Genomic DNA, 24,895 nt, shown 5'->3' with positions numbered 1-24,895 from the left:
GGGTTGATGGGATTTGGCAGAGGAGACCCGCTGTGTGCTGCGCCTGTACGGTGCGCCGCAGGGACGGCTGGCAGCTGCGGTGGCGCGGTTTGCGCCCCAGTGGAGGGCAGAGGCCCAGTGGAAGTGCCGGGGCGCAGAGACGCTGCTGGCTGTCCATGCAGACACGCCCTCTGGGCTGAAGAAAGCGGCCCAGAGCCTGCGCAGCAGCTTCGGTGCAGATGTGTATGGGGCAGGGGATACCAGTCTGGCGGCAGCCGCCGTGCAGGCGCTGGAAGCCCATGACCGCCTGCTGGCCTGCGGCGATGCCGCCGCTGGCGCTCTGCTGGAAGCCCGGCTCGAGAAGGTGCCCGGCGCGGAGAAGGTCTACGACTTCGGCACCATGAGCTACGCCGACGCCAAGACCGGCCCCCAGATCGAAAAGCGTGCCCGGGCCAAGCTCGGCGGGGAGGGGGACAAGCCCGAACCCGTCCGTCTGGCCCTTGCCCGGGCGCAGGCGGCCCGCCGCATCGTGGGCACAGAGCTGGCTGTGGCCTGTGCGGAGCGGGAGAGCGACCATGTTCTGGTGCTCAGTGCGAAAAAGGGCTGCTGGCTCCGCACGGTCCCCGCAGCGGACAACGCCGCGCTCTGGCTGCTGGACATGATACGCCGCGCCGCCGCCGGTCTGCCGCAGGCAGAGGGGACGGGCTTCCTCCCCGCCGGACAGGCCGCCCAGAACCACGCCGAAACCCCGCCGCAGGGCGGGGCCAAGCCCCGGCCACAAAAGAAGAAGCATCCCCTCCGCGTCCTGTTGGCAGTGCTCTTGCTGCTGGCGCTGGCGGCTCTGGGCGGTGGGTGGTATCTCACCGGCGGCGACCTTGCCGCCCTCCCGGAGCGGCTGAAGGCCCTGCGCCTGCCCGAGTGGATCACTCTCTGGCAGGCCCACGAGCCGAAGCCCGGTGCAAGACTGATATAAAACACAAGGAGGCCGCTTCCCGGCGCAGAGTCGGGAGGCGGCCTCGTTTTTCTACAGCACAAAACCCCGCCGCAAAAGGGAGATTCCCAATGCGGCGGGGCATTTGTGTTAAAATACAGTCAAGTGACCGTGCTTAGAGCTGGCTCTGGTATTCCTTGCGGTAGCCTTCCAGCTCCTTCTGGTTGCCATAGACGAAGTGGCCGTTTGCGATCTCTTCCCAGACCGGCTTGTCCACGCTGTAATCGTGGCAGGAGGGGTCGTAGACCAGAAGCTTCTTCTTCTTTTCCAGACCCGGGTCGGGGATGGGGACGGCGCTCAGCAGAGCCTTGGTGTAGGGGTGCAGGGGATGGAGGAACAGCTCTTCAGCCTCTGCAAGCTCCACGATGCGGCCCTTGCTGATGACGGCGATGCGGTCGGAGATGAACCGGACGACCGACAGGTCGTGCGCGATGAACAGGTAAGTCAGACCGCGGGACTTCTTCATGCTGTTCAGCAGGTTCAGCACCTGTGCACGGATGGAGACGTCCAGTGCGGAGATCGGCTCGTCGGCCACGATGAACTCCGGCTCCATGACCAGCGCACGGGCGATGCCGATGCGCTGGCGCTGGCCGCCCGAGAACTCATGGGGGAAGCGGGAGGCAAACTCCGGTAGCAGACCGACCTCGTGCAGAGCGTTCATGACCTTTTCGTGCAGGTCATCCTGATCTTTGTACAGGTGGTGGTTCAGCAGACCCTCCGCCACGATGTACTCGACCTTGGCGCGCTCGTTCAGAGAGGCCATGGGGTCCTGAAAGATCATCTGCACCTTGCGGATGACCTCGCGGTCCAGCTCCTTGGGGATCTTGCCGTTGATCTTCTGGCCCTTGAAGAAGATGTCGCCGCCCGAGGTCGGGTTGATGCGGCAGATGGCACGGCCAATGGTGGTCTTGCCGGAGCCGGACTCGCCGACCAGCGAGAAGGTCTCGCCCTTGTAGATGTCAAAATTGACGTGGTCCACGGCCACGAACTTCTTTTTGCCGGAGCCAAAGGTGATCTGAAGGTCTTTCAGCTCAATCAGCTTTTCGCGTTCAGCCATTTAAGTTGGAACCTCCCATCTTTCCCATTTTTTCACGCAGGTTCTGGATGGAGTGCGGACGCTCGATCTTGGGAGCGCGCGGGTCCAGATACCAAGTCTTTGCCGCGTGGGTCTCGGACACCTGAAAGAACGGAGGTTCTGCCACGAAGTCGATAGCCAGCGCGTGCTTGTTGCGGGGCGCAAATGCGTCACCCTTGATCTCATTGAACAGGTTCGGCGGCGTGCCGTCGATGGTGGGCAGAGCCTCGCCCTTGGTGCCCAGCTGAGGCAGAGCCTGCAGCAGCGCCCAAGTGTAGGGATGCCATGCATCGTAGAAGATCTCCTCCACGGTGCCGTACTCGACGATCTGGCCGGCGTACATGACGGCCACGCGGTCGGCCACGTTGGCCACAACACCCAAGTCATGGGTGATGTAGATGACCGACATGCCCAGCTCTTTCTGCAGGTCGCGGATGAGCTGCAGGATCTGTGCCTGAATGGTCACGTCCAGAGCGGTGGTCGGCTCGTCGCAGATGAGCACCTGCGGACGGCAGGCAGCAGCGATGGCGATGACCACGCGCTGACGCATACCGCCGGAGAACTCATGAGGATACTGCTCGTAGCGGCGCTCCGGGTCGGGGATGCCGACCTTGGCCAGCATCTCGATGGCGGCCTTCTTGGCGGCCTCGCCCTTCAGGCCCTGATGGTGCTCGATGCTCTCCTGGATCTGCTTGCCGATTTTCTTCAGCGGGTTCAGGCTGGTCATCGGGTCCTGCATGACCATGGCGATCTTCTTGCCGCGCACGCCCAGCCAGTCCTTCTCGGTGAACTTGGTCATGTCGCGGCCCTCGTACAGGATGGAGCCGCCGGTGATCTTACCGTTGACATCCAGCATACCCACGAAGGTCTTGGTGAATACGGACTTGCCCGAGCCGGACTCGCCCACGATGGCCAGTGTCTCGCCGTCGTACAGGTCCAGCGAGCACTTGCGGATCGCGTTCAGCTTTTTGCCGCGCAGGCTAAAGGTGATCTCCACGTCTTTGGCAGAGATGATCGGTTGTCTATCCATTTTTGTGATTTTCTCTCCCATCTGTTAAACGTGGTTGCGCGGGTCAGCAGCATCCGAGAAAGCGTTGCCCATGATATAGAAGGAAATGGAGATGATGGACACGATGGATGCGGGGAAGACCAGCAGGTAGGGGTAGTCGAGGAAGAAGCCGCGCACCTTGCTCAGGATGAGGCCCAGCGACGGGGTCTCGATGCCCAGACCGATGCCCAGATAGGACAGGGTGGACTCGAGGTTGATGGTGGCGGGGATGCTCAGCGCCATGCGCAGGATGATGACGGAGACCAGATACGGCAGGATGTTCTTGGTCAGGACGCGCCACAGCGGGGTGCCAAGGCAGCGGGACGCGAGGTTGTACTCGCGGTCGCGGAACATGAACACCATGTTGCGAACGCGGCGGGCCATGACCAGCCAGCCGATGGCGATCATCGAGACGGCCATGATGGTGAAGCTCTGGCCGACGACCAGTGCGATCAGGGTCATGTAGATGATGTAGGGCACATTGTCGATGAGGTTGTACAGCTCCGTGAAGAAGCGGTCCAGCTCACGGACATAGCCCCAGATCAGGCCGATGATGACGCCGAGGATGCTCTCGCCCACGGCGACGATGAGGGCCAGACGGATGGACACCTGCGTGGCGTACCACACCTGACACCAGTAGTCGCGGCCGAGGTTGTCGGTGCCGAACCAGTATTCACCGTTGGGCTTCTGGAACGCCAGAGAGGAATCCGTCACCAGCGTCTGATAATCGTACTTGCCGATGGCCAGTGCGATGAAGGAGAAGACCACGAGGAACAGGAACAGGAACAGGCAGACGACAGCAGCCTTGTGCTTGAGGAAGTTCTGGACGACAGAACCCCAGTAGCTGTAGTTGGAGTAGCCGACACGCTCGGCTTCCTCCGGAGAGTACTCGACGAAGTAGAACAGTTCGTCCTGCTTCTTGCCCTCAAAATCCGATGCTTTTGCCATCAGCGTGCGGCCTCCTTTCCGGTCAGAGTAATGCGCGGGTCAACGAGCATCATCAGCACGTCGCCCATAAAAACACCCACGATGCCCAGTACAGCGTAGAGGATGACCAGCGTCTGCACGACGTTCAGGTCATAGCGCTGGATGGCGTCGGTCAGCAGGGGGCCCATGCCGGGGACGGAGAAGAACCGCTCCATCAGCAGAGAGCCGCCCACCGTCAGCAGGATGGACTGGGGGATATACTGCACCATGGGGACCATGGCGTTGCGCAGGACGTGCTTGAACATGATCTCGCTGGAGCTGAGGCCCTTGACGCGGGCCAGCTTGATATAGTCGCGGGTCAGCTCATCCACCATGTAGCGGCGGGTCCACAGGGCATAGCCTGCGATGGAAGCCAGCGACAGGCAGACGATGGGCAGCACGCTGGACGGGCCGACGTTGCGGGTCGAGTACAGCGTGGGGAAGCCCAGATACTTGGAGCCGAACACCAGCACCAGCGAATAGGAGACCAGAGAGGGCACCGCGTTGACGAAAACGGTGTAGGCAGTGCCGATCCAGTCAAAGACCTTGTCCTTGAAGGCGGTCTGCAGGATGCCCAGCAGAACGCCCACCACCAGCGAGATGCCGGCAGAGATCAGGCCGAGGCGCATGGAGACGCCGAACTTCTTGCCGATGACCTTCACGACGGAGGCACCGTTCTGGATGCGGCGGGACGTGCCGAAGTCCAGATGGAGCAGGTCGTTGTAGAAGTGCAGCAGCTGGGTGCCGATGGGGTCGGTCAGACCGGCGGCTTCCAGTGCGGCGTATTTCTGCTCTTCGGTAAACTTCATGAGCTGTTCTTCCGTGAAGTAGTAGTCCGTAGGCAGGCAGCGCATCAGCAGAAAGACGATGGTTGCGATCAATAAGATCGTGACGAGCGACTGAGCCAGCCGCTTGACGGTGTATTTTAACATGATAACCAAACCTTTATAAAATAATCATCAGGCTTTGGTTGCTGCATCGAATGCAGCGGAGAAAGCCTCGTACTCCTCGGTGGTGTAGCCGTCGCCCTGACGGGTCTCCCAGTTGACGGCCTTGTAGTTGCAGGGACCGTACATGGCGTTGATCTTGGTGTACTCGTTGACATGGGTCAGGCACCAGAGAACCTCGTACAGGCAGGGGATGCACAGTGCGTTGTTCAGCATGGAAGCCTCAGCCTTTGCGAATGCGGCATAGCGTGCATCGGTATCGGTGACAATAGCCTTTGCCTCAGTGACCAGATCGGTGAACTCCTGATAATCTGCCAGCAGATCCTTCTGGTAATCCTTCGGGTCGGCCTCGACGGCTGCGATCCAAGAGGTGGTCTGAGCGTAGTAAGCGTTGTCGTCGCTCAGGACTTCCTGACCGAGGAAGTTGACGGGATCGCCGAAGTCAGCGCCCCAGCCGTTCTGCAGGATGGAGTGCAGCTGGACGTTACGGACTTCCTTGTAGAGGGAAGAGACGTAGGTGCCGATGTCCAGCACGACGAAGTCATCGCCGAAGCTCTCGGAGAAGCACTGCTTCAGAACGGTGGCGGTATCCAGAGCAGTGGTGTCGCCGCTCTTGATGTAGTGGTAGCAGTGGACGGGGAAGGTGACGCCGATGGCGCTCAGCTCTTCCATGGCCTGCTTCTTCAGGTCGGCGATGTCGCCGCCGTTGTCGCGGTGGCGGATCATGGTCTTGCCGTCGTAAGCCTGACCGTCGAAGCCCATCTCCTTGGCGACCAGAGTGGTGTACTCCTCACCCTTGGTGTTGTAGCAGACACCGGGCATGGTGTAGTAGTCGTTCTCGCACTTCAGGGGGTTGATCTTGTTGGTGCGGGCGTAGTAGTTGGTGAAGTCGATGCCCTTGTAGAAGCACTGACGGAACGCGCGGTTGGAAACAGCCTTGTTCCAGTTCTCGTCCAGATTGCCGTTCTCATCCTTGCGCTGGAAGTTCAGGTGCATCTGGAAGCTGTACTTGGTGGGGCGCTTCTCGCACAGGAACTTGTTGTGCTCGTTGTTGGAGTCAGAGGTGATGGTGGTCAGGTTGGACTCGGTCAGGTCGATGTTATCGACTTCGCCGTTCTCGTACAGCTGCAGGCCCATGGACAGGTCGGGGATCATGGTGATGGTGTGATGCTCGAAACGGGTGCAGTCGTTTGCAGCGTAGTAGTTGGGGTTGGGGATGAAGCTCTTGGTGTTCTGCTGGATGTACTCCTCGATGAGGTACGGACCATTGTACCACATGGTGGAGTAATCGCAGGCACGGAAGCCATCGATGCCCAGCTCATTGATGAGGTCCTCAGAGGCGGGGTAGAAGCTGTTATAGGCAGCGACAGTGTCGAAGTAGGGGCAGGGGTCCTTGCAGGTAAAGACCAGAGTGTAGTCGTCCGGTGCCTCGACGCCGACACCGGCAGCCAGCATATCCTCGTAGGTCATGTCAGCAGCAGCGTCGCCCTTGTCCTTGGTCAGGTCGTAGTACTCAGCAGCGCCCACGACGGTCTCAGAGGGCATGGAGGTGTTGAAGGCCTCGTTCTTGAGGGCGTTCAGGACCCACTCGAAGCCCACGAGGAAGTCCTTGGAGGTCAGGTGAGACTTGACCTCGCCGTTGACGTCGCACCAATCGACATTGTCGCGCAGGTGGAAGGTCCAGACGGTGGAGTCCTCGTTGTGCTCCCAGCTGGATGCGATGGCGGGGACTGCCTTGCCGTAGCAGTCGAAGCTCAGCAGACCGTCCCAGCAGTTGGTGGTGACGTTCAGGTCGGAAGCGGACTGGCTGTACAGGAAGTTCCAAGTCTCCAGCTCACGGTTAGCGGTCTCGAAGGAGACGTAATCGGTGATGGCGTCGGCTGCGGGTGCGGCTGCGCCGGAGGCAGCACCGGAGGTGCTGGCAGCAGTGCTGCTGGAAGAACCACCGCAAGCGGCCAGGATGCTTGCAGCGCCCACGACGCCGGAAGCCTTGAGGAAGCTGCGGCGGCTGATGGAATGAGACTCAAAATTTGCGTTCATTGTGTTTTCCTCCCAATTATTCTTTCGTGTCTCGGCTCTATGGCGCAGGGTACAGTGCCCTGCCGATTTCCCACTCTTTTACGAGATCATCTGCCCTCCCTGTATTGCCAGAGAATACAAAAGAGCGCAGAAACAGACCCCTCTGTCTGTGCCTGTGCTCCTCCCGTAAAATCCTTAACACGACATATATTGTACCATCGAAATAAATGGTTGTCAATGGAATGGAAATCGCTTTTTCTTCTAAAAGAAAGGAATACGCCGTACATGCATGAAATAAATTTACTTTACCGCAATGAAGGGTGACGAAAATAAGACAAAGCGGCCAAAAAACAAAACAGCGGGAGCTGTTCTCGAGATGAGAACAGCTCCCGCTGTGTGGGATATAGGCCGGGGACAGGAGATCCCGGCGGGGAAAAAGTTCAGAAAAAGTTAAGCTTTTGCTGCGTCGAATGCCTTGGCGAACTCCTCGTACTGGGCCGTGGTGTAGGCGTCCTCGCTGGTCTCCCAGTTGATGTACTTGTAGTTGCAGGGGCCGAACATGGCGTTGATCTTGGTGTACTCGTTGACATGGGTGAGGCACCAGTGGACGTCGTAGTAGCAGGGGACAGCCAGCGAGTTGTTGATCATGTAGGCCTCGGCCTTTGCGAAGGCCTCGTAGCGGGCATCGGTGTCGTCCACGATGGCGTTGGCGGCGTTGACGAGGTCGGTGAACTGCTCGAACTCCTCTACCAGCTCCTTCTGGTAGTCGGCGGGGTTCTCCGCCACGAGGGGGATGTTGGAGTAGTTGACGGCATAGTAGGCGTTGGAGTCATGCAGGATCTCCTGACCGAGGAAGTTGATGGGGTCGCCGAAGTCTGCGCCCCAGCCGTTGATGACGAAGCCGTGCAGCTTGGGGATGCGGACCTCCTTGGCAAGGCTGGAGACGTAGGTGCCAAGCTCCAGCTGGATGAAGTCGTCGCCGAAGCTATCGGTGAAGCACTGCTTGAGGACGGTGGCGTTGTCCTGCTGGACGGTGTTGCCGGCCACGAAGAAGAAGGGGACTTTCACCGGGAAGGTGACGCCGACGGCGGAAAGCTCGTCCATGGCCTGCTTCTTGAGGGCGGCGATGGAGTCGGCGGTGGACTTGCGCAGGTGGATCATGGTCTCGCCGTCGTACTTCTCGCCGTCGATGCCCAGCTCCTTGGCCACCAGATCAACGTAGTCGGTGCCTTTGGAGTTATAGCAGACGCCCTTCATGGTGTAGAAGCTGTTTTCGCACTTGAGGGGGTTGATCTTGTTGAAGCGTGCGTAGTAGGGGATGAGGTTCAGGCCCTCTTGGAAGCAGCGGCGGAACGCCCGGTTGGCCACGGCCTTGTTCCAGTTCTCGTTGGGGGTGCCGTCGGAGTTGAGGCAGTTGAAGTTGAAGTGGAAGTCGTAGGCGTACTTGGTGGGGCGCTTCTCGCAGAGCTGGTCATTGTAGGCGTTGGAGCTGTCGGAGGTGATGGTGGTCAGGGTGCTCTCGCTCAGCTCCAGCTCGTCCAGCTCGCGGTTCTGGTACAGCTGGTAGCCCACGGTCAGGTCGGTGATCATGCTCAGGGACACGCGCTCGAAGCGGGTGCACTCGTCTGCCGCATAATAGTGGGGGTTCGGAATGAAGCGCTTGGAGTTGTCGGCCACAAATTCCTCGATGAGGTAGGGGCCGCAGCACCACTGCTGGGTGTAGTCCACGCCGCGGAAGCCCTCGACGCCCAGCTTTTCCACCAGAGCCGGAGGGGCCGGGTAGCAGCAGACGTAGGAAGCCACGGTGTCGAAGTAGGGGCAGGGGTTCAGGCAGGTAAAGACGACGGTGTAGTCGTCCGGTGCATCGATGCCGACGCCTGCGGCCAGCATATCGTCGTAGGTCAGGGCCGCGGCGGCTGCGTCGTCCATCGCATAGGTCTTGTCATAGTAGTCGGCTGCGCCCACGACGGTGGTGGAGGGCATGGAGGTGTTGGAGGCCTGATTCTTCTTGGCGTTCAGCACCCACTCGAAGCCGGTGAGGAAGTCCTTGCTGGTCAGATGATCCTGCACCTCGCCGTTGATGTCCACCCAGTCCACGTCATCCCGCAGGTGGAAGGTCCAGACGGTGGAGTCTTCGTTGTGCTCCCAGCTCTTGGCGATGGCGGGGACGGGCTTGCCGTAGTTGTCGAAGCCGATGAGGCCGTCGATGAGGTTGGTGGTGACGTTGAAGTCGATGGCCTGCTGGCTGTAGAGCATATTCCAGCTCTCGATCTCGCGGCCGGAGGTCTCGTAGGTGAACAGCTCGCTCAGGCCCTTGCCGGAGGCCGCTGCACCGGAGGATGCAGAGGAGGCGCTGGCAGCAGTGCTGGAAGAGGAGCTGCCGCCGCAGGCGGCCAGCAGACCGGCTGCGCCCACAGCGCCTGCGCCCTTGAGGAAGCTGCGGCGGGTGATGGCGTGAGACTCAAAATCGTGGTACATATTCTTTCCCTCCTGTAATTGCTGGTACGGCTCTGCGCGCTCCGTTTCTCTATCCCAATAGTGATCCCAATAGTGCCAGTTTACTCTCCCACAGAGTAAAAATGGGTACAAAAAGGGCGCAGAGACAGATTTTTAATGACCTGTTTCTGCGCCTTTGCAGAATCCGTATCGGTTACAAGTATTCTATCATCCCATCGCCGGGAAGTCAAGAAAAACCACTCTGGTACGGATTGAATCTTATTGACTCAGCAGACATATGAAAATGAAAATGTTTCATGTGAAAGCTGAAATTGTATGACTTTTCGCGCCGGATCAGCCCTGAGAAGCCTGATCGAATGCCTTGGCGAACTGCTCGTACTGGACGGTGGTGTAGGCCTCTTCGCTGGTCTCCCAGTTGACGGCCTTGTAGTTGCAGCCGCCGTACATGGCGTTGATCTTGCTGTACTCGTTGGCGTGGGTCAGGGACCATGCGATGTCATAATAGGTGGGGCTGACCAGCACGTTCTCCAGCATATAGGCCTCAGCCTTGGCGAAGGCCTCGTAGCGGGCGTCGGTGTCGTTGACGATGGCGTTGGCGGCATTGACCAGATCGGTGTACTGCTCGAAAGCGTCCATCAGGTCTTTCTGGTAGTCGGCAGGAGCCTCAGCCACCCGGGCGATGTTGGAGTAGTAGTGAGAGTAGAAAGCGTTGTCGTCGTGGAGGGTCTCCTGACCGAGGAAGTTGATGGGGTCGCCGAAGTCGGCGCTCCAGCCGTTGATGACAAAGCTCTGGAGCTGAGGAGTGCGGACCTCCTGCGTCAGGCTGGAAACGTAGGTCTGGACGTCCAGCTTGATGAAGTCGTCGCCGAAGCTGTCGGAGAAGCACTGCTTCAGGATGGTGGCGTTGTCCAGTGCGGAGGTGCTGCTGGCGATGATGAAGTAGGTGGCCTTGACGGGGAAGGTGACGCCGATGGCGCTCAGCTCCTCCATGGCCTGCTTCTTCAGGGCAGAGATGTCGCCGCCGTTGGCACGCAGGCGGATCATGGTCTCGCCATCGTACTTCTCGGTGTCGAAGCCCATCTCCTTGGCCACCAGAGTGGTGTACTCAGCGCCCTGCGTGTTGTAGCACAGGCCCTTCATGGTGTAGTAGTCGTTCTCGCACTTCAGGGGGTTGATCTTGTTGTAGCGGGAGAACCATGCCTTCAGGTTCAGGCCGCGGTAGAAGCACTGACGGAAAGCGGTGTTGGCGATGGCCTTGTTCCAGTTCACATCGGGGGTGCCGTCGGCGTTGTTCTTCTGGTAGTTGAAGTGCATGGCGTAGGCAGAGGGGCGGGCGCGCTTCTCACAGAGCTGGCTGTTGTATTCGTTGTTGGGGTCGGAGGTGATGGTGGTGATGGTGCTCTCGTTCAGGTCGATCTCGTCCAGCTCGCGGTTCTGGTAGAGCTGGAATGCGATGGCCTGATCGGAGATCATGGTCACGGTCAGACGCTCGAAGCGGCTGACGTTGGCAGCATCGTAGTAGTGGGGGTTGGGGATATAGCTCTTGGTGTTGCCCTGAATATACTCCTCGACGATGTAGGGGCCGCAGTACCACATATTGGTGTTGTCGCAGCCGCGGAAGGTCTCGATACCCAGCTCGTCGATCAGCGCCTGAGAGGCGGGGTAGAAGCTGGTGTAGGAGGCCACGGTGTCAAAGTAGGGGCAGGGATCCTTGCAGGTGAACACCAGAGTGTAGTCGTCGGGAGCCTCGATGCCCACGCCTGCGTCCAGCATATCCTGATAGTGCAGGTCGGCGGCGGCAGCGCCCATATCCTTGGTCTTCTCGTAGTACTCCTCAGCGCCCACGATGTACAGGGTGGGCATGGAGGTGTTGTTGGCCTCGTTCTTGGAGGCGTTCAGCACCCACTCCAGACCGACCAGAAAATCGGTGGCGGTGATGTGCTCCTTCACCTCGCCGTTGCAGTCCACCCAGTCCACATCGTCGCGCAGGTGGAAGGTCCAGACGGTGGAGTCCTCGTTGGCCTCCCAGCTGGTGGCGATGGCGGGCACCAGCTTGCCGTAGCAGTCGAAGCTCATCAGGCCGTCCCACAGGTTGGTGACGACGTTGGCGTCGCTGAGGGTCTGGCTGTACAGCAGATTCCAGCTCTCGATTTCACGGTTGGCAGACTCCCAGGAAATGTACTCCTTGAGGGGGGTGGCACCGGTGGAGTTGGGGGCCTCCACGCCGGAAGCAGCCGTGCTGCCGGAGTTGTTGGACTTGCTGCCGCCGCAGGCGGACAGCAGGCCGGCGGCACCCACGACGCCGGCGCCCTTCAGGAAGCTGCGGCGGGTGATGTTGCGGGACTCAAAATCGATGTTCATTGAGATACGCTCCTCCGAGATATTGTTTTCCTTTTTTCCTATCCTAAATGCAAAAAACGGCGCGCTCCGGGTGCCAAAACGCACAAAGCGCCCGGGGCCGCACCTTTCGTATTCTAACATTGTGGGCAAAAGAAGTCAATGACATACAGCCCTAAAATAAAAACAAAATAGTAACGGATGCTTTTCTCTGAAAAATGACGGCAAAAAAACGGTAAAGAATGAAAAGAAGTCGTACTTTTGCAGGACGAAAGATGGATACAACGAAAGTTGGAAAACGCAAAGCGGCTATCTTTTTTCACAAAATCATGCTACAATAAAAAAGAATGTTACTTCTATAAAAGGAGCGTCCTTGGATGAAAAAGCTGATCTCGATGTATCAAAAATATATGTTCCGCCCCGTTCTGTATAAATCCGTCACCCGGGTGTCGGTCGTGGCCGTCCTGATGCTGCTGTGGGACCGCTACGTCAGCGACGGCAGATTCACGATGTGGCAGGCCCCGGCCCTGCTGCTGGGCGTCGTGCTGCTGGCGTGGGCGTGGGTGAATTACCTCCGTCTGGACGGCGTGACCGTCCACCATCTGGGCGAGGAGTTCAAGGACATGGGCAAAAAGAAGAAGCTCCACGCCACCAAGTCCATCGTGGACTTTGCGGACGAGCGCATCGTCTCCTTCGAGGAGTTGGAGCCGGAGGAACGCATCTATTGCAGTATGCTTTCGAATTTGCTCTTGGGCGCAGCGCTGCTCATCATCAGCCTCATCGCAGGCGCAGTGTGAGGGCGGAAGACATGGCGGAAAAAAGCGAAAAACAGCTGGTGGTGGGCATCCTCGCCCATGTAGACTCCGGCAAGACCACTCTCTCCGAAGCAATGCTCTACCGTGCGGGCAGCATCCGCAGGCTGGGCCGGGTGGACAACAAGGATGCCTTCCTCGACACCGATACGCTGGAAAAAGCGCGGGGCATCACGATCTTTTCCAAGCAGGCCCTGCTGAAGACGGGCCGCACCGGCATCACCCTGCTGGACACCCCCGGCCATGTGGATTTTTCCACCGAGACAGAGCGGACGCTGCAGGTGCTGGACTACGCGGTGCTGGTCGTCAGCGGCACCGACGGCGTCCAGAGCCACACCGAGACCCTCTGGCGTCTGCTGCGGCGGTATCATATCCCCACCTTCGTCTTTATCAACAAGATGGACCTGCCCGGACCGGGGAAAGAAGCCCTTCTGGGGCAGCTTTCCCGCCGTCTGGGCGAGGGCTTCGTGGACTTCGGTGCCCCGCAGGCCGAACGGGACGAGGCACTGGCCCTCTGCGACGAGCGCCTGATGGAGACGATGCTGGACGCAGGCGGCCTGACGGCGGAGGACATCATCCCCGCCATCGCCCGGCGGCACGTCTTTCCCTGCTGGTTCGGCGTGGCCCTTCAGCGGGAGAACGCAGGCGGATTGCAGGGCGTGGATGAGCTGCTGGAGGGGCTTGACAGATACACCCGTGCCGCCCCGGCGCTGGAAGCCTTTGGTGCCCGGGTGTTCAAGGTCTCGCAGGATGAGCGGGGCGAGCGGCTGACGTGGCTGCGGGTCACGGGCGGGGAGCTGAAGGTCAAGGCCCAGCTCACCGGCGAAGCGGACGGAGAGCCTTGGGCCGAAAAGGCCAACCAGCTGCGGCTCTATTCGGGTGCAAAGTATACGCTGGCAGAGGCCATCGGGCCGGGACAGGTCTGCGCCGTCACCGGCCTGACCAAGGCCCGCCCCGGCACCGGCCTCGGCGCCGAGCGGGACAGCGACCTCCCGGTGCTGGAACCGGTGCTGAGCTACCGGGTCTGCCTGCCCGAGGGCGCGGACGTCCATGCCGCGCTGGGCAGGCTCCACCGTCTGGAAGAGGAAGAGCCGCAGCTCCACGTCGTCTGGAACGAGACGCTGGGCGAGATCCACGTCCAGCTCATGGGCGAGATCCAGCTCGAGGTACTGAAAAGCCTGTTGGCGGAGCGGTATGGGCTGGACGTGGAATTCGATTCCGGCGGCATACTATATAAGGAAACGATAACGGAGGCCATCGAGGGCGTGGGCCATTATGAGCCGCTGCGCCACTACGCCGAGGTCCATCTGAAGCTGGAGCCGCTGCCCCGGGGCAGCGGGATGCAGTTTGCCGCCGACTGCCGGGAAGAGGAGCTGGACAAGAACTGGCAGCGCCTCGTGCTGACGCATCTGGAAGAAAAGCAGCATGTCGGCGTCCTCATGGGCGCACCGCTGACGGACATGAAGATCACCCTTATCGCGGGCCGCGCCCACCTCAAGCACACCGAGGGCGGCGACTTCCGTCAGGCCACCTACCGCGCCGTGCGGCAGGGCCTGATGATGGCAGACCAGATCAAAAAGACCCAGCTCCTCGAGCCGTGGTATTCCTTCCGGCTGGAAGTGCCTGCGGAGAACATTGGCCGGGCCATGAGCGACATCCAGCGGATGGAGGGCAGCTTCGACCCGCCCGAGACCGCCCCCGACGGCCAGACGGCCACTCTCACCGGCTTTGCGCCGGTGGCAGCCATGCGCAGCTACCCGATGGAGGTGGTGAGCTACAGCCGGGGCCGGGGACATCTGAGCCTGACGCTGGACGGCTACCGCCCCTGCCACAATGCGGCGGAGGTCATCGCGGCGGCGGGCTATGAGCCGGAGCACGACTTGGACAACCCCGCCGATTCGGTCTTCTGCTCCCACGGCGCGGGCTTCGTCGTGCCGTGGGAACAGGTGCGCAGCCATATGCACGTGGACAGCGGCTGGGGCCACACCGCCCCGACGGCAGAAGAGAGCGCCGCCCGGCCCCGCCGGATGGCCGCGTACCGTGCCACGCTGGAAGAGGACGCCGAGCTGCTGAAGATCTTCGAGCGCACCTATGGCCCCATCAAGCGGGATCCGCTGGCGGCGTTTCGCCCGGTGCAGAAGAAGGAGCGGCCCGATTTTGCCGCCGAACAGTGGGAGATCGCGCCGGAATACCTGCTGGTGGACGGCTACAACATCATCTTCGCGTGGGACGAGCTGAATGCACTCGCCAAGGAGAGCCTCGACGCCGCCCGCCACCGGCTGATGGACATTCTTTGCAACTATCAGGGCTTCAAGAAGTGCGTCCTCATCCTCGTCTTTGACGCCTACCGCGTACCGGGCAGCCCCGGCAGCATCGAGGAGTATCACAACATCCATGTCGTCTATACGAAAGAGGCCGAGACGGCGGATATGTTCATCGAGCGCGTTACCCATGAGATCGGCAGGAACCGCCGGGTGCGGGTGGCGACCTCCGACGGTATGGAGCAGGTCATCATTCTGGGCCACGGTGCGCTCCGCGTCTCGGCCCGGATGTTCCACCAAGAGGTGCAGGACGTAGAAAAAGAGATCAAGCGCTACATTCAGGGGGAGGCGTGAGCATGACACCGGACATCACCGCTGGATCTGTCTGGTCCCGCATCCCGAAGCGGGGCCGCGAGAGCAACAAGGGCAGCTTCGGGGCAGTGCTGGCGGTGGCGGGCAGTGCCTGCTACCGGGGTGCTGCGGCGCTGACCGTGGAGGGTGCCCTGCGCACCGGCGCGGGCATCGTCACGCTGGCCAGCGTCGAGCCGGTGATGGCGGCGGTAGCGGCCCGCCTGCCGGAATGCTGTCTCTGCCCCTGTGAGCCGGGGGCAGAGGGGGGCATCTCGCCCCAGAGCATCCCCCGCATCCTCCGGCAGAAGGCCACCGTCCTTCTCATCGGGCCGGGGCTGGGGTATCTGGCCCAGAGCAGCGCCCGCGCCGCTGAGACGCGGACGCTGGTGAAGAAGCTGCTCACCGGTTTTTCGGGCAGTGCGGTGCTGGATGCCGACGGCCTGAACGCTGCTGCCAGCCTCATGAATGGGGGCGAGGAGCTGCCCCGCCCGGCAAAAGAGCTGATCCTGACGCCCCACCCGGGCGAGATGTCCCGGTTGACCGGGCTTTCGGTGGAGGCGGTCCAAGCCGACCGGGAGGGCATCGCCCGGCGGTATGCCGCCCAATGGAACGCGGTCGTGGTGCTGAAGGGAGCGCGGACCGTGGTCGCCGGGCCGGATGGGCGGGCCTGCATCAATCCCACCGGCAACCCGGGCCTCGCCCGGGGCGGCAGCGGCGATGTGCTGGCCGGTATGACGTCGGCCCTGCTGGCCTGCGGCCTGCCTGCCTACGATGCCGCCGCCTGCGCGGTCTGGCTCCACGGTGCCGCCGCCGACCGGGCTGCTGCCCGGAGGGGCGAGTATGGAATGCTCCCGCAGGACATTTTTCCCCAGCTGGGGCAGATGTTTGCGGAGAACGACCGCTGAAACGTGGAGAATGACGCGCAGAATATACAAAATTTTAAGTCGTTTTCCGGCAAGTAATACAAAAGAGGTGTTGAATATGGTTGAAAAGTTAGAAAAAATCATTTCGCAGAGCCAGAACATCGTCTTTTTTGGCGGTGCAGGTGTGTCCACCGAGAGCGGCATCCCGGATTTCCGCAGCGTGGACGGCCTCTACCATCAGAAATACGACTACCCGCCCGAGACCATCCTGAGCCACACCTTCTGGGAAACGCACCCCGAGGAGTTTTACCGCTTCTACCGCGATAAGCTCATTGTCCGGGGCGCAAAGCCCAACGCGGCCCACCTCCGTCTGGCCAAGCTCGAGCGGGAGGGAAAGCTGAAGGCCGTCATCACCCAGAACATCGACGGCCTCCATCAGGCCGCAGGGTCACAGAAGGTATACGAGCTGCACGGCAGCACGCTGCGCAACTACTGCGTGAACTGCGGCGCGTTCTACGGCGTGGACTTCATCGCCAACAGCACCGGTGTGCCCCGCTGCCCCAAGTGCGGCGGCATCGTCAAGCCGGACGTGGTCCTTTATGAAGAGGGCCTCGACGAGCAGGTACTGTCCGGGGCTGTCTCGGCCATCCGTCATGCCGACACCCTCATCATCGGCGGCACCAGCCTTGTGGTCTACCCGGCGGCGGGCCTCATCCGCTATTTCCGGGGCGACCACCTCGTGGTCATCAATATGCAGCCTACGGGCGCAGACGCCGAAGCCGACCTGTGCATCGCAAAGCCCATCGGGCAGGTGCTCCGCGAGGATGTGGTGCTGGAGGATTGAACCATAAAAATAAGAGACTGCTGCAAGCAACCTCTCCGTCACGGCTTTGCTGTGCCGGAGAGGTCGTACTTTGCAGCAGCCTTTTTGTTTTCTGCTACTATATATGAAAATCAATCAATGGTCGTTCTGGTTCGTCCCACGCCCAGCACGGCGGTGGAGATCTTTTTCCAGCTGTTGCAGCCGCAGACGCCGTCCACGCGGAGGCTGGTGCGGCGCTGATAGCCCCGGAGGGCTTCCTCCGTCCGGCTGCCGAAGATGCCGTCGATGCGGCTGCCGGTCTGGTAGCCCAGCGTCGAGAGGGCATCCTGAAGGATCATGACGTAGCAGCCCCGGCTCCCCCTGCGGAGGGTGGGGTAGCCCGCCGTGGTGCCGCTGCAGGCGGGGGTGCCGTAGCGCCGGTCGAGGTGCACCCATGTGGGGGTCTGGCTCAGCGGCTCGACGTAGCCCCACGCCCCGGTGGAGCGGGCGGCTCTGTAGATGGCAGTGCGCTGGGTCTGGCTGAGGCGCTGCCCCACATCGAAGGACACGCCTGCGTAGTGCTGGCTGCGGGTGCCGTGGCCGCCCTCCCAGATGCGGCGGAAGGCGTACCCCACCGGGATGCCTCTGCCGTACTTGCGGCGGGTCAGGTTCCATGCCTCCATGGCCGCAATGGTCGTCCAAAGCACCGGACTGTTGGACCTGCCCCGGAACTCCCGGACGGTCAGGGTCGTTCCGGTGCTGTAGGGCATGGGGTCGTTTTCGTTCAGGCTGGAATAGGTGTAGACCTTGTTCTCGTAGGCATCATAGACCAGTAAGCGTGCCATCTCTCATCCCTCCTCGGTGCAGCTGTCGCAGGCAGTGTGGCTCTGGGCGCGGAGCGCGGCCCAAGTGGGCCGGTCTACGACGCCGTTCGTCTCAAGGCCCGCCCGCTGCTGCGTCTCTTTCACGGCGGCGGTGTCCTCCGGACCGAAGGAGGCATTGTCGGTGACGTAGTCCTCCTCGCAGTAGAGCTGGGAGCGGTCGTTGACCCAGCCCTCGATGAGGCTGACGTCAGGCCCCACGCTGCCTTCCTTCATGGCCCGGCCCGGGTAGTCCGGCCCCTGCTCAGGATGCCGGTCAGGGTTGGGCGTAAAGGCCGCCAGCTGTAAGCTCAGAGCCTCCACCGCCGTCCACGTCTCGGCGTCGGCTGCGCCGGTGGCGGGCAGGCCCAGAAGCTCCTGTGCACTGGCGGTGGCGTCTGCCGTTTCCTGGGTGTATTGGCTGGAAAGCGCGGGGGACGCCACGCTGTCGTAATAGTAGGCGATGCGCTGCAAAAGCAGGGCGTAGTAGAGCACGGCGCTGCTGTCGCTGCCGATGGTCAGCGGCGTGCCAGGATAGGGCAGGCGCTTGAGGGTGACCACAGGCCCGGAGGAGCGGAGAGCCGAGGCTTTTCCGTAGAGCGAATCCCATGTTTTCCGGCCCACGATGCCGTCCACCGTCAGCCCGGCGAACCGCTGGTAGGCCCGGACGGCGGCCTCGGTGGCCGCGCCGAAACGGCCATCGATGGAGACGGAGGGGATGCTGCTCTGGTAGGCGCTCATGAGATAGAGGTAGAACTGCAGCTCCCGCACCGCTGTGCCGGTGGAGCCGCTGCGCAGCAGGCCCGGATATTCGCCGGGCCGCAGGCTGGACGAGAGCAGGCGGTTGGCGATGTCGTTGTAGACCTCGTAGAGCTTGTTCCACGTCGTGCGGCCCACGACGCCGTCACTGGCAAGGCCGAAGTAGGTCTGGAACCGCCGCACCGCTGCCGTCGTGGCCGGGCCGAAGATGCCGTCCACCGTCACATTGCTGAGGCTCTGGTAGACCGTCCGCGCGATCTTGAGCCAGAACTGCACCAGCCGGACGTTCTGGCCGCTGCTGCCTTGGCGCAGGGCAGAGCCGGGGTAGGCGTTGGGGGTGCCGTTGTCGGACTGGATGCTGCGGAACTGGTCGTACAGCTCGGTCCATGTGGCCCGCCCCACGATGCCGTCCGCAGTCAGGCCGTAGCGCCGCTGGAACGCCCGCACCGCCGCCGCAGTGCCGCTGCCGAAGATGCCGTCCACCGTGACGGAGGGGATGTTGCTCTCGTACTGGGCCAGTGTGCTCAGCCAGAACTGCACCTGCTCCACCTCCCGGCCGGTCGAACCCACCTTGAGGGGCGCGCTGCCGGGGTCCCATGTGCCGTTGGAGAGGGCGCCGTTGGACGTCTCCCCCTCGCTGGTCAGCTCGGCGAGGTCCTTGACCGAGACGTAGATGTAGCTGATCTTGTACCATGTGCTGCGGCCCACCACGCCGTCGGCGGTGAGGCCGAACTGCTTCTGGAACTTTTTGACCGTCGCGGTCATCCGGCTGCCGAAGATGCCGTCCACCGTCAGCAGCCCGAGGAAGGGGTAGTCCTTTGTGATGCGGTTGAGCTGGCGCTGTAAGGTGAACACCGCGCTGCCGGTGCTGCCCTGCCGCAGGGGGCTTCCGGGGTAGCTCCGGGGGATGGACTGGATGTTGTTCGTGCGGACGATCTCGATGTTGTTTCCGTAGTAATATTTGAGGATGCTGAGGGCGTTCCGGCCCTGATTGGCCAGCGTGACGGTGCCCCACTGTTTGAGGCCGGGGCAGGTGACGCTCTTGCCGTCGCAGTACTCGGCGTAGTAGGGGTTGACGGTGCCGGTCTTGCGGATATAAGTGTTGAAGATGTCGTCCGTCAGCCGCACCATGACGTCGAACACGGTCCGGCCGTGCACATAGTACTGGTCGTAGCTGGTGGAGTTGGTGATGTTGAAGGTGTAGCCCTTGCTGGGATACCACTCGGTGTAGATGCGGTTGAGGGCCAGCGAGATCTGGCAGTGGATGTTGGCGCGGAGGGCCTGCTCAGGCCAGGTAGGATACACCTCGCTGGACGCCACATTGGCGATATACCTGCGGAAGGAGACGGTGACGTTCTGGGCCGATGCGGCGGGGCGGCCGAGGTGGACGGTGATGTTCTTGGGGATGATGACCCGGTCCAGCACCCTCGGCACACAGGCGAGGGCGGGGGTCGGGCCGCTGCCGCCGTTGCCGGTGAAGAGGCTGTGGGGCGGGATGATAATGGGGGCGTTGAGGGGGTCCCGAATCTCTTCCGTGTCGGGGATCATTTCGGGCTGAGCCAGCGTCACCTGCCCGGGAAAGACCTGCACGCCCTGAATGCGGACGGTGCGGTAGCCGGGTTTGGAGGCCACAAGGCTGCAGACCGCGTAGGGGGCCTGCGTGGTGTTGTCCTCGTCCAGCGAGAGGGCGCAGGCGGGTGTGGTGAGGGTGACGTCGGCGGCATTGCCCTCGGCGTCGGTGAGACGGGTGGCGGTGAAGCCGTCGCCGCTGACATTGACGGTCACGCCCTCGATGGGGCTGGACTGGCGGGCCGCGAAGGCTTGGATGCGCAGGATTCCGGTAGCCATATAAAAACTCTCCTTTGCGTAAAATCAGAACAAGGCTCGGTACAGCCTATTCCGCTGGGAGAGAATGGGTGAATCCCCTTGGCTTTTCGGGGCAGGGGGAGTATACTGGAAGCAGCAAAAACACACTGAAAAAGGAGAGTGCAGACAAATGCAGGCGACCATTCACAACGAATATCTGACCCTTACGGTGGACACCCATGGTGCCGAGGCCGTTAGCCTGAAGAACGCAGCGGGAGAAGAGCTACTCTGGCAGGCAGACCCGGCAGTCTGGAAGCGCCACGCGCCCATCCTCTTCCCGTGGACGGGCAAGCTCAAGGACGGCAGCTTCACCCACGGCGGCAAGACCTACAAGGGCGGGCAGCACGGCTTCGCACGGGATGTGGAGCACACCCTGCGAAAGGCCGAGGGCGATACCGTCCAGCTCGAGCTGCGTCCGGACGAGACCATGAAGGCAGAGCGGTTCCCCTTCGACTTCGTCCTCACCAGCACCTTCCGGCTGGACGGCAAGACCCTCCACCACACTCTCACCGTCTCGAACCCCGGCAGCGAGGAGCTGCGGTTCGGCATCGGCTACCATCCGGCCTTTTGTGTGCCCTTCGATGCAGAGCACACCGTCGAGGACTACGAGTTCCGCTTCGACCAGCCCGAAAGCCCGGTCATCCTCGACGCCAGCGGGGGCGGTCTGCTGACGGGCAAATGCTACTACCAGTGGAAGAACCAGCAGGCCATCCCGCTGACCAACGACCTCTTCGACAACGACAGCTTCTGCATGGCAGGCCTGCGCACCAAGACGCTGGGCATCTACGAGAAGGACACCGGCCGCAGCATCGTCTGCGATGTAGCCGGCTTCCCCTATACCCTCATCTGGTCGGCCCTGTCGAAGCCGCTGCGCTTCGTCTGCATCGAGCCGTGGAACTCTCTGCCTGCCTCGGTGGACGACCCGCAGGAGTGGAGCCAGCGGGCCGCTGCGGCCTGCCTCGCCCCCGGCGGGGAGTGGAGCACGACCCTCAGCACGACATTTGAGCGGTAAAGTAAAATAAAAGCCGTCCCCGCAGCATTTTTCGCTGCGGGGACGACTTGCTTATATGAGGTCAGAGTGTGTCGCTAGAATAAAAACTCAGTTGACAGAAGATCTGCGCTGGATAACAAGACAATATGTATATCCTCCGATTTTGCCCTGAGCTATGCTGACATGAATCGTATCTTCAAAGGTAAGCGAAGAGTTGAAGGCTTCGTAACTGTTTGTGCCCTCAATAAAAGCGTCCTGCATGACAGCAGCGGCAATGACTTGAGGATCTTTGTAATACTGGCTCTTGGGGTCAGAAGGAAGTAACGTCCAACTGATGCGATACCGAGAGGTCTCCTGATCTGGAAGAAGGGCCAAAAACTCTTTTCCGTTCTCGGTCGGAGTCCACTTCCAGTTTTTGGTTTTACCAAAGAAGTTCTTATCCAGCTTGCCTGTGCAGCGACTGCTGAGGAAATGAAAGGCGGTCTCAGCAATGCTATTATCTTTTTCTTTTTCGACCTTTAACCCAATGGTCTCGCCGTAGTCAGCCATCTGGTTGAACAGTTCATCCTCCAGCTTTACTTTTTTGTCACATCCTGTAAAAAGTGTGAGAGCGAATGCGCTGATAAGGAGCGCGGATAGAATGCGTTTCCAGTGCTTCATGATGATTCCTCCTGTAAGTAATAGATGGATGTTCATGGCCGCAAAGGACAGTTGCCCATCTGTCTAACATTATCTTATCATTTTTTCGGGGGAGGGACAAGAGTATGGTTAAAAATCGACGATTTGCAGTAAAGAACGACTGATTTTTGTGACAAGCTCACAAATCGTTGGATGCAAAAGAGGGAGGCCCCCGGCGGGAGCCTCCCTCTTTTTGTGCGATAAAATTTACAGAGCCTTGATAGCGGCCTTGATGCGCTCGGCGGCGGTCTTGGTCTTCTCGGCGTCACCGAAAGCGGTCAGGCGGAAGTAGCCCTCGCCGCACTCGCCGAAGCCCACGCCCGGGGTGCCCACGACGCCGCAGTTCTCCAGCAGCCAGTCGAAGAACTCCCAGCTCTTCATGCTGCCGGGGCAGCGCAGCCAGATGTAGGGGCTGTTCTTGCCGCCGCAGTACCACACGCCGCACTCGTCCAGCGCGTCGGCGATGACCTTGGCGTTCTGGCGGTAGTAGTCGAGGTTGTGCTGGATCTCAGCCATGCCGCTCTCGGTAAAGACGGCGGCTGCGCCGCGCTGCACGATGTAGGGCACACCGTTGAACTTGGTGGTCTGGCGGCGGAGCCAGAGCTTGTTGAGGCTCATGCCGTCACGCTCCAGCTCCTTCGGCACGATGGTGTAGCCGCAGCGGGTGCCGGTGAAGCCTGCGATCTTGGAGAAGGAGCAGATCTCGATGGCGCACTCGCGGGCACCCTCGATCTCGAAGATGCTGCGGGCCAGCTCGCCGTCGGAGATGAAGCACTCGTAGGCAGCATCGTAGAGGAGGATGGCGTTGTTCTTTCTGGCGTACTCCACCCATGCCTTGAGCTGGTCGCGGGTGTAGGCCGCGCCGGTGGGGTTGTTGGGGCTGCAGATGTAGATGATGTCAGCCTTCACGCTGTCGTCGGGCATCCCGAGGAAGCCGTTCTCCTGACTGGTGCGGCCGTAGATGATCTTGCGGCCGTCGGTGACATTGTCGTCCACATAGGTGGGGTAGACGGGGTCCGGAACGAGGACGGTGTTGTCCACGTCAAAGAGGCCCAGCAGATTGGCGAGGTCGCTCTTTGCGCCGTCGGAGATGAAGATCTCATCTTCCGCCAGCTGGGTGCCGCGGCCTGCGTAGTAGCCCTTAATGGCCTGCTTGAGGAAGGGGTAGCCCTGCTCGGGGCCGTAGCCGTGGAAGCCCTCTTTGGTGCCCATCTCGGTGACGGCGTCGTGCATGGCGTCCACGACGCACTTGGCCAGAGGCTGGGTCACGTCGCCGATGCCCAGACGGATGATCTCCTTCTCGGGGTGGGCCTCCTGATAGGCGGCGACCTTGTGGGCGATGTCCACGAAGAGGTAGCTGGCCTTCAGCTCGTTGTAGTGCTTGTTCATTTTCATAATACTTTCCCTCGATTCTTGTATAGATGCTGTTCAAAATATGTTGTACGACTTGACCTCTTTGCCAAAGGTGCTAAAGCACCCGGGTTGCGGTGCCCAGCATCCGCGCGCTCTGCTTGCGTCTTGCTGACCGCTGCCCCAACAACGCCTCCCTGCTTCCGCCACTGGCGGCGGTCATCGTTGTTGCCCCTCGATAGGGGAGCTGGCGCGAAGCGCCTGAGAGGTTTATACCTCAGCGGTGCCCTCGCATACGGTGACCGCACTGCCGGTCATGAGCAGTTTTTTGTCCGGCAGGACCCGGATGATAAGCTCACCGCCCCGCAGCTGGACATGGACGTCCTCTCCGGCGGGGCAGAGGCCCAGCTCGGTCAGCGCCGCCACGGTGGCGCAGGTGCCGGTGCCGCAGGCCCATGTCTCGCCGCTGCCCCGCTCCCACACCCGCATTTTCAGGTGGGTGGCGTCCACCACCTCCACGAACTCGGTGTTGACCCGCTCCGGGAAGTTGGCGTGGCGCTCGAATGCGGGGCCGATGTCCTCAAGCTTCAGGCAGTCTACATCCTCCACCACGGTCACGCAGTGGGGGTTGCCCACGCTGATGCAGGTGACGCGCCACGTCCTGCCCTCCACGGTGAGGGGGCAGTCCACCAGCGGCCCTTCGCCCATGTTCACAGCGGGCAGGGCCGCAGCCATGGCGGAGTATCCGCCCATCTCCACCTGCCAGAGCTGTGCGCCCCTGTGGGTGATGGTCTTGGTGCCGCTGTTGGTGTCGATGCGGAGCGTCTCTTTCGCAGTGCCGTGGGTGTAGAGCCATTCGGCCACGCAGCGCACGCCGTTGCCGCACATCTGCGCCTCGCTGCCGTCGGCGTTGAAGATGCGCATCCGCCCGTCCGCGCCCTCCGTCACCGGGGCGCAGATACAGATGATGCCGTCTGCGCCGATGGAAAAGTGGCGGCGGGAGAGCTTCTGCGAAAGGGCCGCGATGTCCCCCGGCACGCCGCTGGTGCGGCAGTCGAGGTAGATGTAATCGTTGGCGCAGCCCTGCATTTTGGTGAATGAAAGCTTCATGTTGAAAACTCCTTTGGCCTCTCTTAACGACCTGATGGATAAAGCGGAGCGAAGCTGTGCATCGCAGCATGGGCTTTTTCATCCAGAACAGACCTGACCGGCACGCCAGTGGCTCTCCCTCTGGGAGAGCTGGCGCGCAAGCGCCTGAGAGGGCTACTATTACTATAAGAACGAACGGCGGTTCTGTCAAGCAAAAAAAGAGGCGGCAGATGGATTTCAACTGGAATTTTTGCCCGGAAAACGACCCGGAGAGAAAAACGGGGCTTGACAACAGCCATGTCATGGGATATAAAGAAAGAGAGCATTCTGCGCAGGGGGACGGCCTGCCCGCCAAAGGGGAGGCGGGGAGAGATGCCCGGCCTGCGCAGCGTGA

18 protein-coding genes are annotated in these 24,895 nt (G+C 61.2%); 6 read left to right on the top strand and 12 right to left on the bottom strand.

Annotated features, from left to right (window positions below):
• Window positions 1–13: 13 nt before the first annotated feature.
• On the top strand, window positions 14–952 hold the full coding sequence (locus MTP38_RS09210) for a CinA family protein (RefSeq protein WP_249233382.1): 939 nt from the start codon (window positions 14–16) through the stop codon (window positions 950–952).
• A gap of 133 nt (window positions 953–1,085) precedes the next feature.
• On the opposite strand, the gene MTP38_RS09205 is transcribed toward MTP38_RS09210, so the two are convergent.
• The 7 genes from MTP38_RS09205 to MTP38_RS09175 all read right to left on the bottom strand — a co-directional run bounded on the left by MTP38_RS09205 (window position 1,086) and on the right by MTP38_RS09175 (window position 11,843).
• A complete protein-coding gene (locus MTP38_RS09205) occupies window positions 1,086–2,027 on the bottom strand; it encodes an ATP-binding cassette domain-containing protein (RefSeq protein ID WP_227620266.1) in 942 nt (313 codons plus the stop codon).
• Window positions 2,020–3,075 (bottom strand): ABC transporter ATP-binding protein, encoded by a 1,056-nt coding sequence (locus MTP38_RS09200; protein ID WP_255668054.1) that lies wholly within the window; start codon window positions 3,073–3,075, stop codon window positions 2,020–2,022. Before MTP38_RS09200 ends, MTP38_RS09205 begins: the two co-directional genes overlap by 8 nt.
• Window positions 3,076–3,099: 24 nt before the next feature.
• Window positions 3,100–4,041, bottom strand: coding sequence for an ABC transporter permease (locus MTP38_RS09195; protein ID WP_227620267.1), 942 nt, complete (start codon window positions 4,039–4,041; stop codon window positions 3,100–3,102).
• Window positions 4,041–4,991 (bottom strand): ABC transporter permease, encoded by a 951-nt coding sequence (locus MTP38_RS09190; RefSeq protein ID WP_227620303.1) that lies wholly within the window; start codon window positions 4,989–4,991, stop codon window positions 4,041–4,043. Before MTP38_RS09190 ends, MTP38_RS09195 begins: the two co-directional genes overlap by 1 nt.
• A 27-nt stretch (window positions 4,992–5,018) precedes the next feature.
• Window positions 5,019–7,046, bottom strand: coding sequence for an ABC transporter substrate-binding protein (locus MTP38_RS09185; protein ID WP_249233381.1), 2,028 nt, complete (start codon window positions 7,044–7,046; stop codon window positions 5,019–5,021).
• 429 nt (window positions 7,047–7,475) lie between these two features.
• The gene (locus MTP38_RS09180; protein WP_249233380.1) at window positions 7,476–9,503 is read right to left on the bottom strand and encodes a peptide ABC transporter substrate-binding protein; all 2,028 of its coding nucleotides are present in this window, start codon (window positions 9,501–9,503) and stop codon (window positions 7,476–7,478) included.
• A 312-nt stretch (window positions 9,504–9,815) separates the two neighbouring features.
• Window positions 9,816–11,843 (bottom strand): peptide ABC transporter substrate-binding protein, encoded by a 2,028-nt coding sequence (locus MTP38_RS09175; RefSeq protein ID WP_249233379.1) that lies wholly within the window; start codon window positions 11,841–11,843, stop codon window positions 9,816–9,818.
• Window positions 11,844–12,196: 353 nt separating this feature from the next.
• On the opposite strand from MTP38_RS09175, the gene MTP38_RS09170 reads away from it, so the two are divergent.
• From MTP38_RS09170 to MTP38_RS09155, 4 genes are all read left to right on the top strand, one after another.
• Window positions 12,197–12,616, top strand: coding sequence for a hypothetical protein (locus MTP38_RS09170; RefSeq protein WP_249233378.1), 420 nt, complete (start codon window positions 12,197–12,199; stop codon window positions 12,614–12,616).
• An 11-nt stretch (window positions 12,617–12,627) separates the two neighbouring features.
• The gene (locus MTP38_RS09165) at window positions 12,628–15,246 is read left to right on the top strand and encodes a translation factor GTPase family protein (protein ID WP_249233377.1); all 2,619 of its coding nucleotides are present in this window, start codon (window positions 12,628–12,630) and stop codon (window positions 15,244–15,246) included.
• Window positions 15,247–15,248: 2 nt separating this feature from the next.
• Window positions 15,249–16,148 (top strand): NAD(P)H-hydrate dehydratase, encoded by a 900-nt coding sequence (locus tag MTP38_RS09160; protein WP_249233376.1) that lies wholly within the window; start codon window positions 15,249–15,251, stop codon window positions 16,146–16,148.
• Window positions 16,149–16,224: 76 nt separating this feature from the next.
• Window positions 16,225–16,950 carry an NAD-dependent protein deacylase gene (locus MTP38_RS09155; protein WP_249233375.1) on the top strand — a complete coding sequence of 242 codons (726 nt, stop codon included), beginning with the start codon at window positions 16,225–16,227 and terminating at the stop codon, window positions 16,948–16,950.
• Window positions 16,951–17,060: 110 nt separating this feature from the next.
• On the opposite strand, the gene MTP38_RS09150 is transcribed toward MTP38_RS09155, so the two are convergent.
• Both MTP38_RS09150 and MTP38_RS09145 read right to left on the bottom strand, forming a co-directional pair.
• Window positions 17,061–17,753: a peptidoglycan-binding domain-containing protein gene (locus tag MTP38_RS09150; protein WP_249233374.1), complete on the bottom strand. Its 693-nt coding sequence runs from the start codon at window positions 17,751–17,753 to the stop codon at window positions 17,061–17,063.
• A gap of 3 nt (window positions 17,754–17,756) precedes the next feature.
• Window positions 17,757–20,375, bottom strand: coding sequence for a peptidoglycan-binding protein (locus tag MTP38_RS09145; protein ID WP_256466365.1), 2,619 nt, complete (start codon window positions 20,373–20,375; stop codon window positions 17,757–17,759).
• 148 nt (window positions 20,376–20,523) lie between these two features.
• Between MTP38_RS09145 and MTP38_RS09140 the strand changes: the two genes are divergently transcribed.
• Window positions 20,524–21,405, top strand: a complete 882-nt coding sequence (locus MTP38_RS09140) for an aldose 1-epimerase family protein (RefSeq protein WP_249233373.1) — start codon at window positions 20,524–20,526, stop codon at window positions 21,403–21,405.
• 87 nt (window positions 21,406–21,492) lie between these two features.
• On the opposite strand, the gene MTP38_RS09135 is transcribed toward MTP38_RS09140, so the two are convergent.
• From MTP38_RS09135 to dapF, 3 genes are all read right to left on the bottom strand, one after another.
• Window positions 21,493–22,044, bottom strand: coding sequence for a hypothetical protein (locus MTP38_RS09135; RefSeq protein WP_249233372.1), 552 nt, complete (start codon window positions 22,042–22,044; stop codon window positions 21,493–21,495).
• A gap of 225 nt (window positions 22,045–22,269) precedes the next feature.
• Window positions 22,270–23,457, bottom strand: coding sequence for an LL-diaminopimelate aminotransferase (locus tag MTP38_RS09130; protein ID WP_249233371.1), 1,188 nt, complete (start codon window positions 23,455–23,457; stop codon window positions 22,270–22,272).
• 225 nt (window positions 23,458–23,682) lie between these two features.
• On the bottom strand, window positions 23,683–24,522 hold the full coding sequence (gene dapF, locus MTP38_RS09125) for a diaminopimelate epimerase (protein WP_249233370.1): 840 nt from the start codon (window positions 24,520–24,522) through the stop codon (window positions 23,683–23,685).
• Between the last annotated feature and the right edge of the window lie 373 nt (window positions 24,523–24,895).

The sequence above is a fragment of the Faecalibacterium sp. I3-3-89 genome, assembly GCF_023347275.1.
GTDB classification, from domain to species: Bacteria; Bacillota; Clostridia; order Oscillospirales; family Ruminococcaceae; genus Faecalibacterium; species Faecalibacterium butyricigenerans.
This window is presented reverse-complemented; position numbering and strand designations above follow the sequence as displayed.

What these genes read in the sequence shown, in the direction of transcription:
- MTP38_RS09205 (WP_227620266.1), bottom strand. Translation starts at nt 2,027, where the DNA reads ATGGCTGAACGCGAAAAGCTGATTGAGCTGAAAGACCTTCAGATCACC.
- MTP38_RS09200 (WP_255668054.1), bottom strand. Translation starts at nt 3,075, where the DNA reads ATGGATAGACAACCGATCATCTCTGCCAAAGACGTGGAGATCACCTTT.
- MTP38_RS09195 (WP_227620267.1), bottom strand. Translation starts at nt 4,041, where the DNA reads ATGGCAAAAGCATCGGATTTTGAGGGCAAGAAGCAGGACGAACTGTTC.
- MTP38_RS09190 (WP_227620303.1), bottom strand. Translation starts at nt 4,991, where the DNA reads ATGTTAAAATACACCGTCAAGCGGCTGGCTCAGTCGCTCGTCACGATC.
- MTP38_RS09185 (WP_249233381.1), bottom strand. Translation starts at nt 7,046, where the DNA reads ATGAACGCAAATTTTGAGTCTCATTCCATCAGCCGCCGCAGCTTCCTC.
- MTP38_RS09180 (WP_249233380.1), bottom strand. Translation starts at nt 9,503, where the DNA reads ATGTACCACGATTTTGAGTCTCACGCCATCACCCGCCGCAGCTTCCTC.
- MTP38_RS09175 (WP_249233379.1), bottom strand. Translation starts at nt 11,843, where the DNA reads ATGAACATCGATTTTGAGTCCCGCAACATCACCCGCCGCAGCTTCCTG.
- MTP38_RS09170 (WP_249233378.1), top strand. Translation starts at nt 12,197, where the DNA reads ATGAAAAAGCTGATCTCGATGTATCAAAAATATATGTTCCGCCCCGTT.
- MTP38_RS09165 (WP_249233377.1), top strand. Translation starts at nt 12,628, where the DNA reads ATGGCGGAAAAAAGCGAAAAACAGCTGGTGGTGGGCATCCTCGCCCAT.
- MTP38_RS09160 (WP_249233376.1), top strand. Translation starts at nt 15,249, where the DNA reads ATGACACCGGACATCACCGCTGGATCTGTCTGGTCCCGCATCCCGAAG.
- MTP38_RS09155 (WP_249233375.1), top strand. Translation starts at nt 16,225, where the DNA reads ATGGTTGAAAAGTTAGAAAAAATCATTTCGCAGAGCCAGAACATCGTC.
- MTP38_RS09150 (WP_249233374.1), bottom strand. Translation starts at nt 17,753, where the DNA reads ATGGCACGCTTACTGGTCTATGATGCCTACGAGAACAAGGTCTACACC.
- MTP38_RS09145 (WP_256466365.1), bottom strand. Translation starts at nt 20,375, where the DNA reads ATGGCTACCGGAATCCTGCGCATCCAAGCCTTCGCGGCCCGCCAGTCC.
- MTP38_RS09140 (WP_249233373.1), top strand. Translation starts at nt 20,524, where the DNA reads ATGCAGGCGACCATTCACAACGAATATCTGACCCTTACGGTGGACACC.
- MTP38_RS09135 (WP_249233372.1), bottom strand. Translation starts at nt 22,044, where the DNA reads ATGAAGCACTGGAAACGCATTCTATCCGCGCTCCTTATCAGCGCATTC.
- MTP38_RS09130 (WP_249233371.1), bottom strand. Translation starts at nt 23,457, where the DNA reads ATGAAAATGAACAAGCACTACAACGAGCTGAAGGCCAGCTACCTCTTC.
- dapF (WP_249233370.1), bottom strand. Translation starts at nt 24,522, where the DNA reads ATGAAGCTTTCATTCACCAAAATGCAGGGCTGCGCCAACGATTACATC.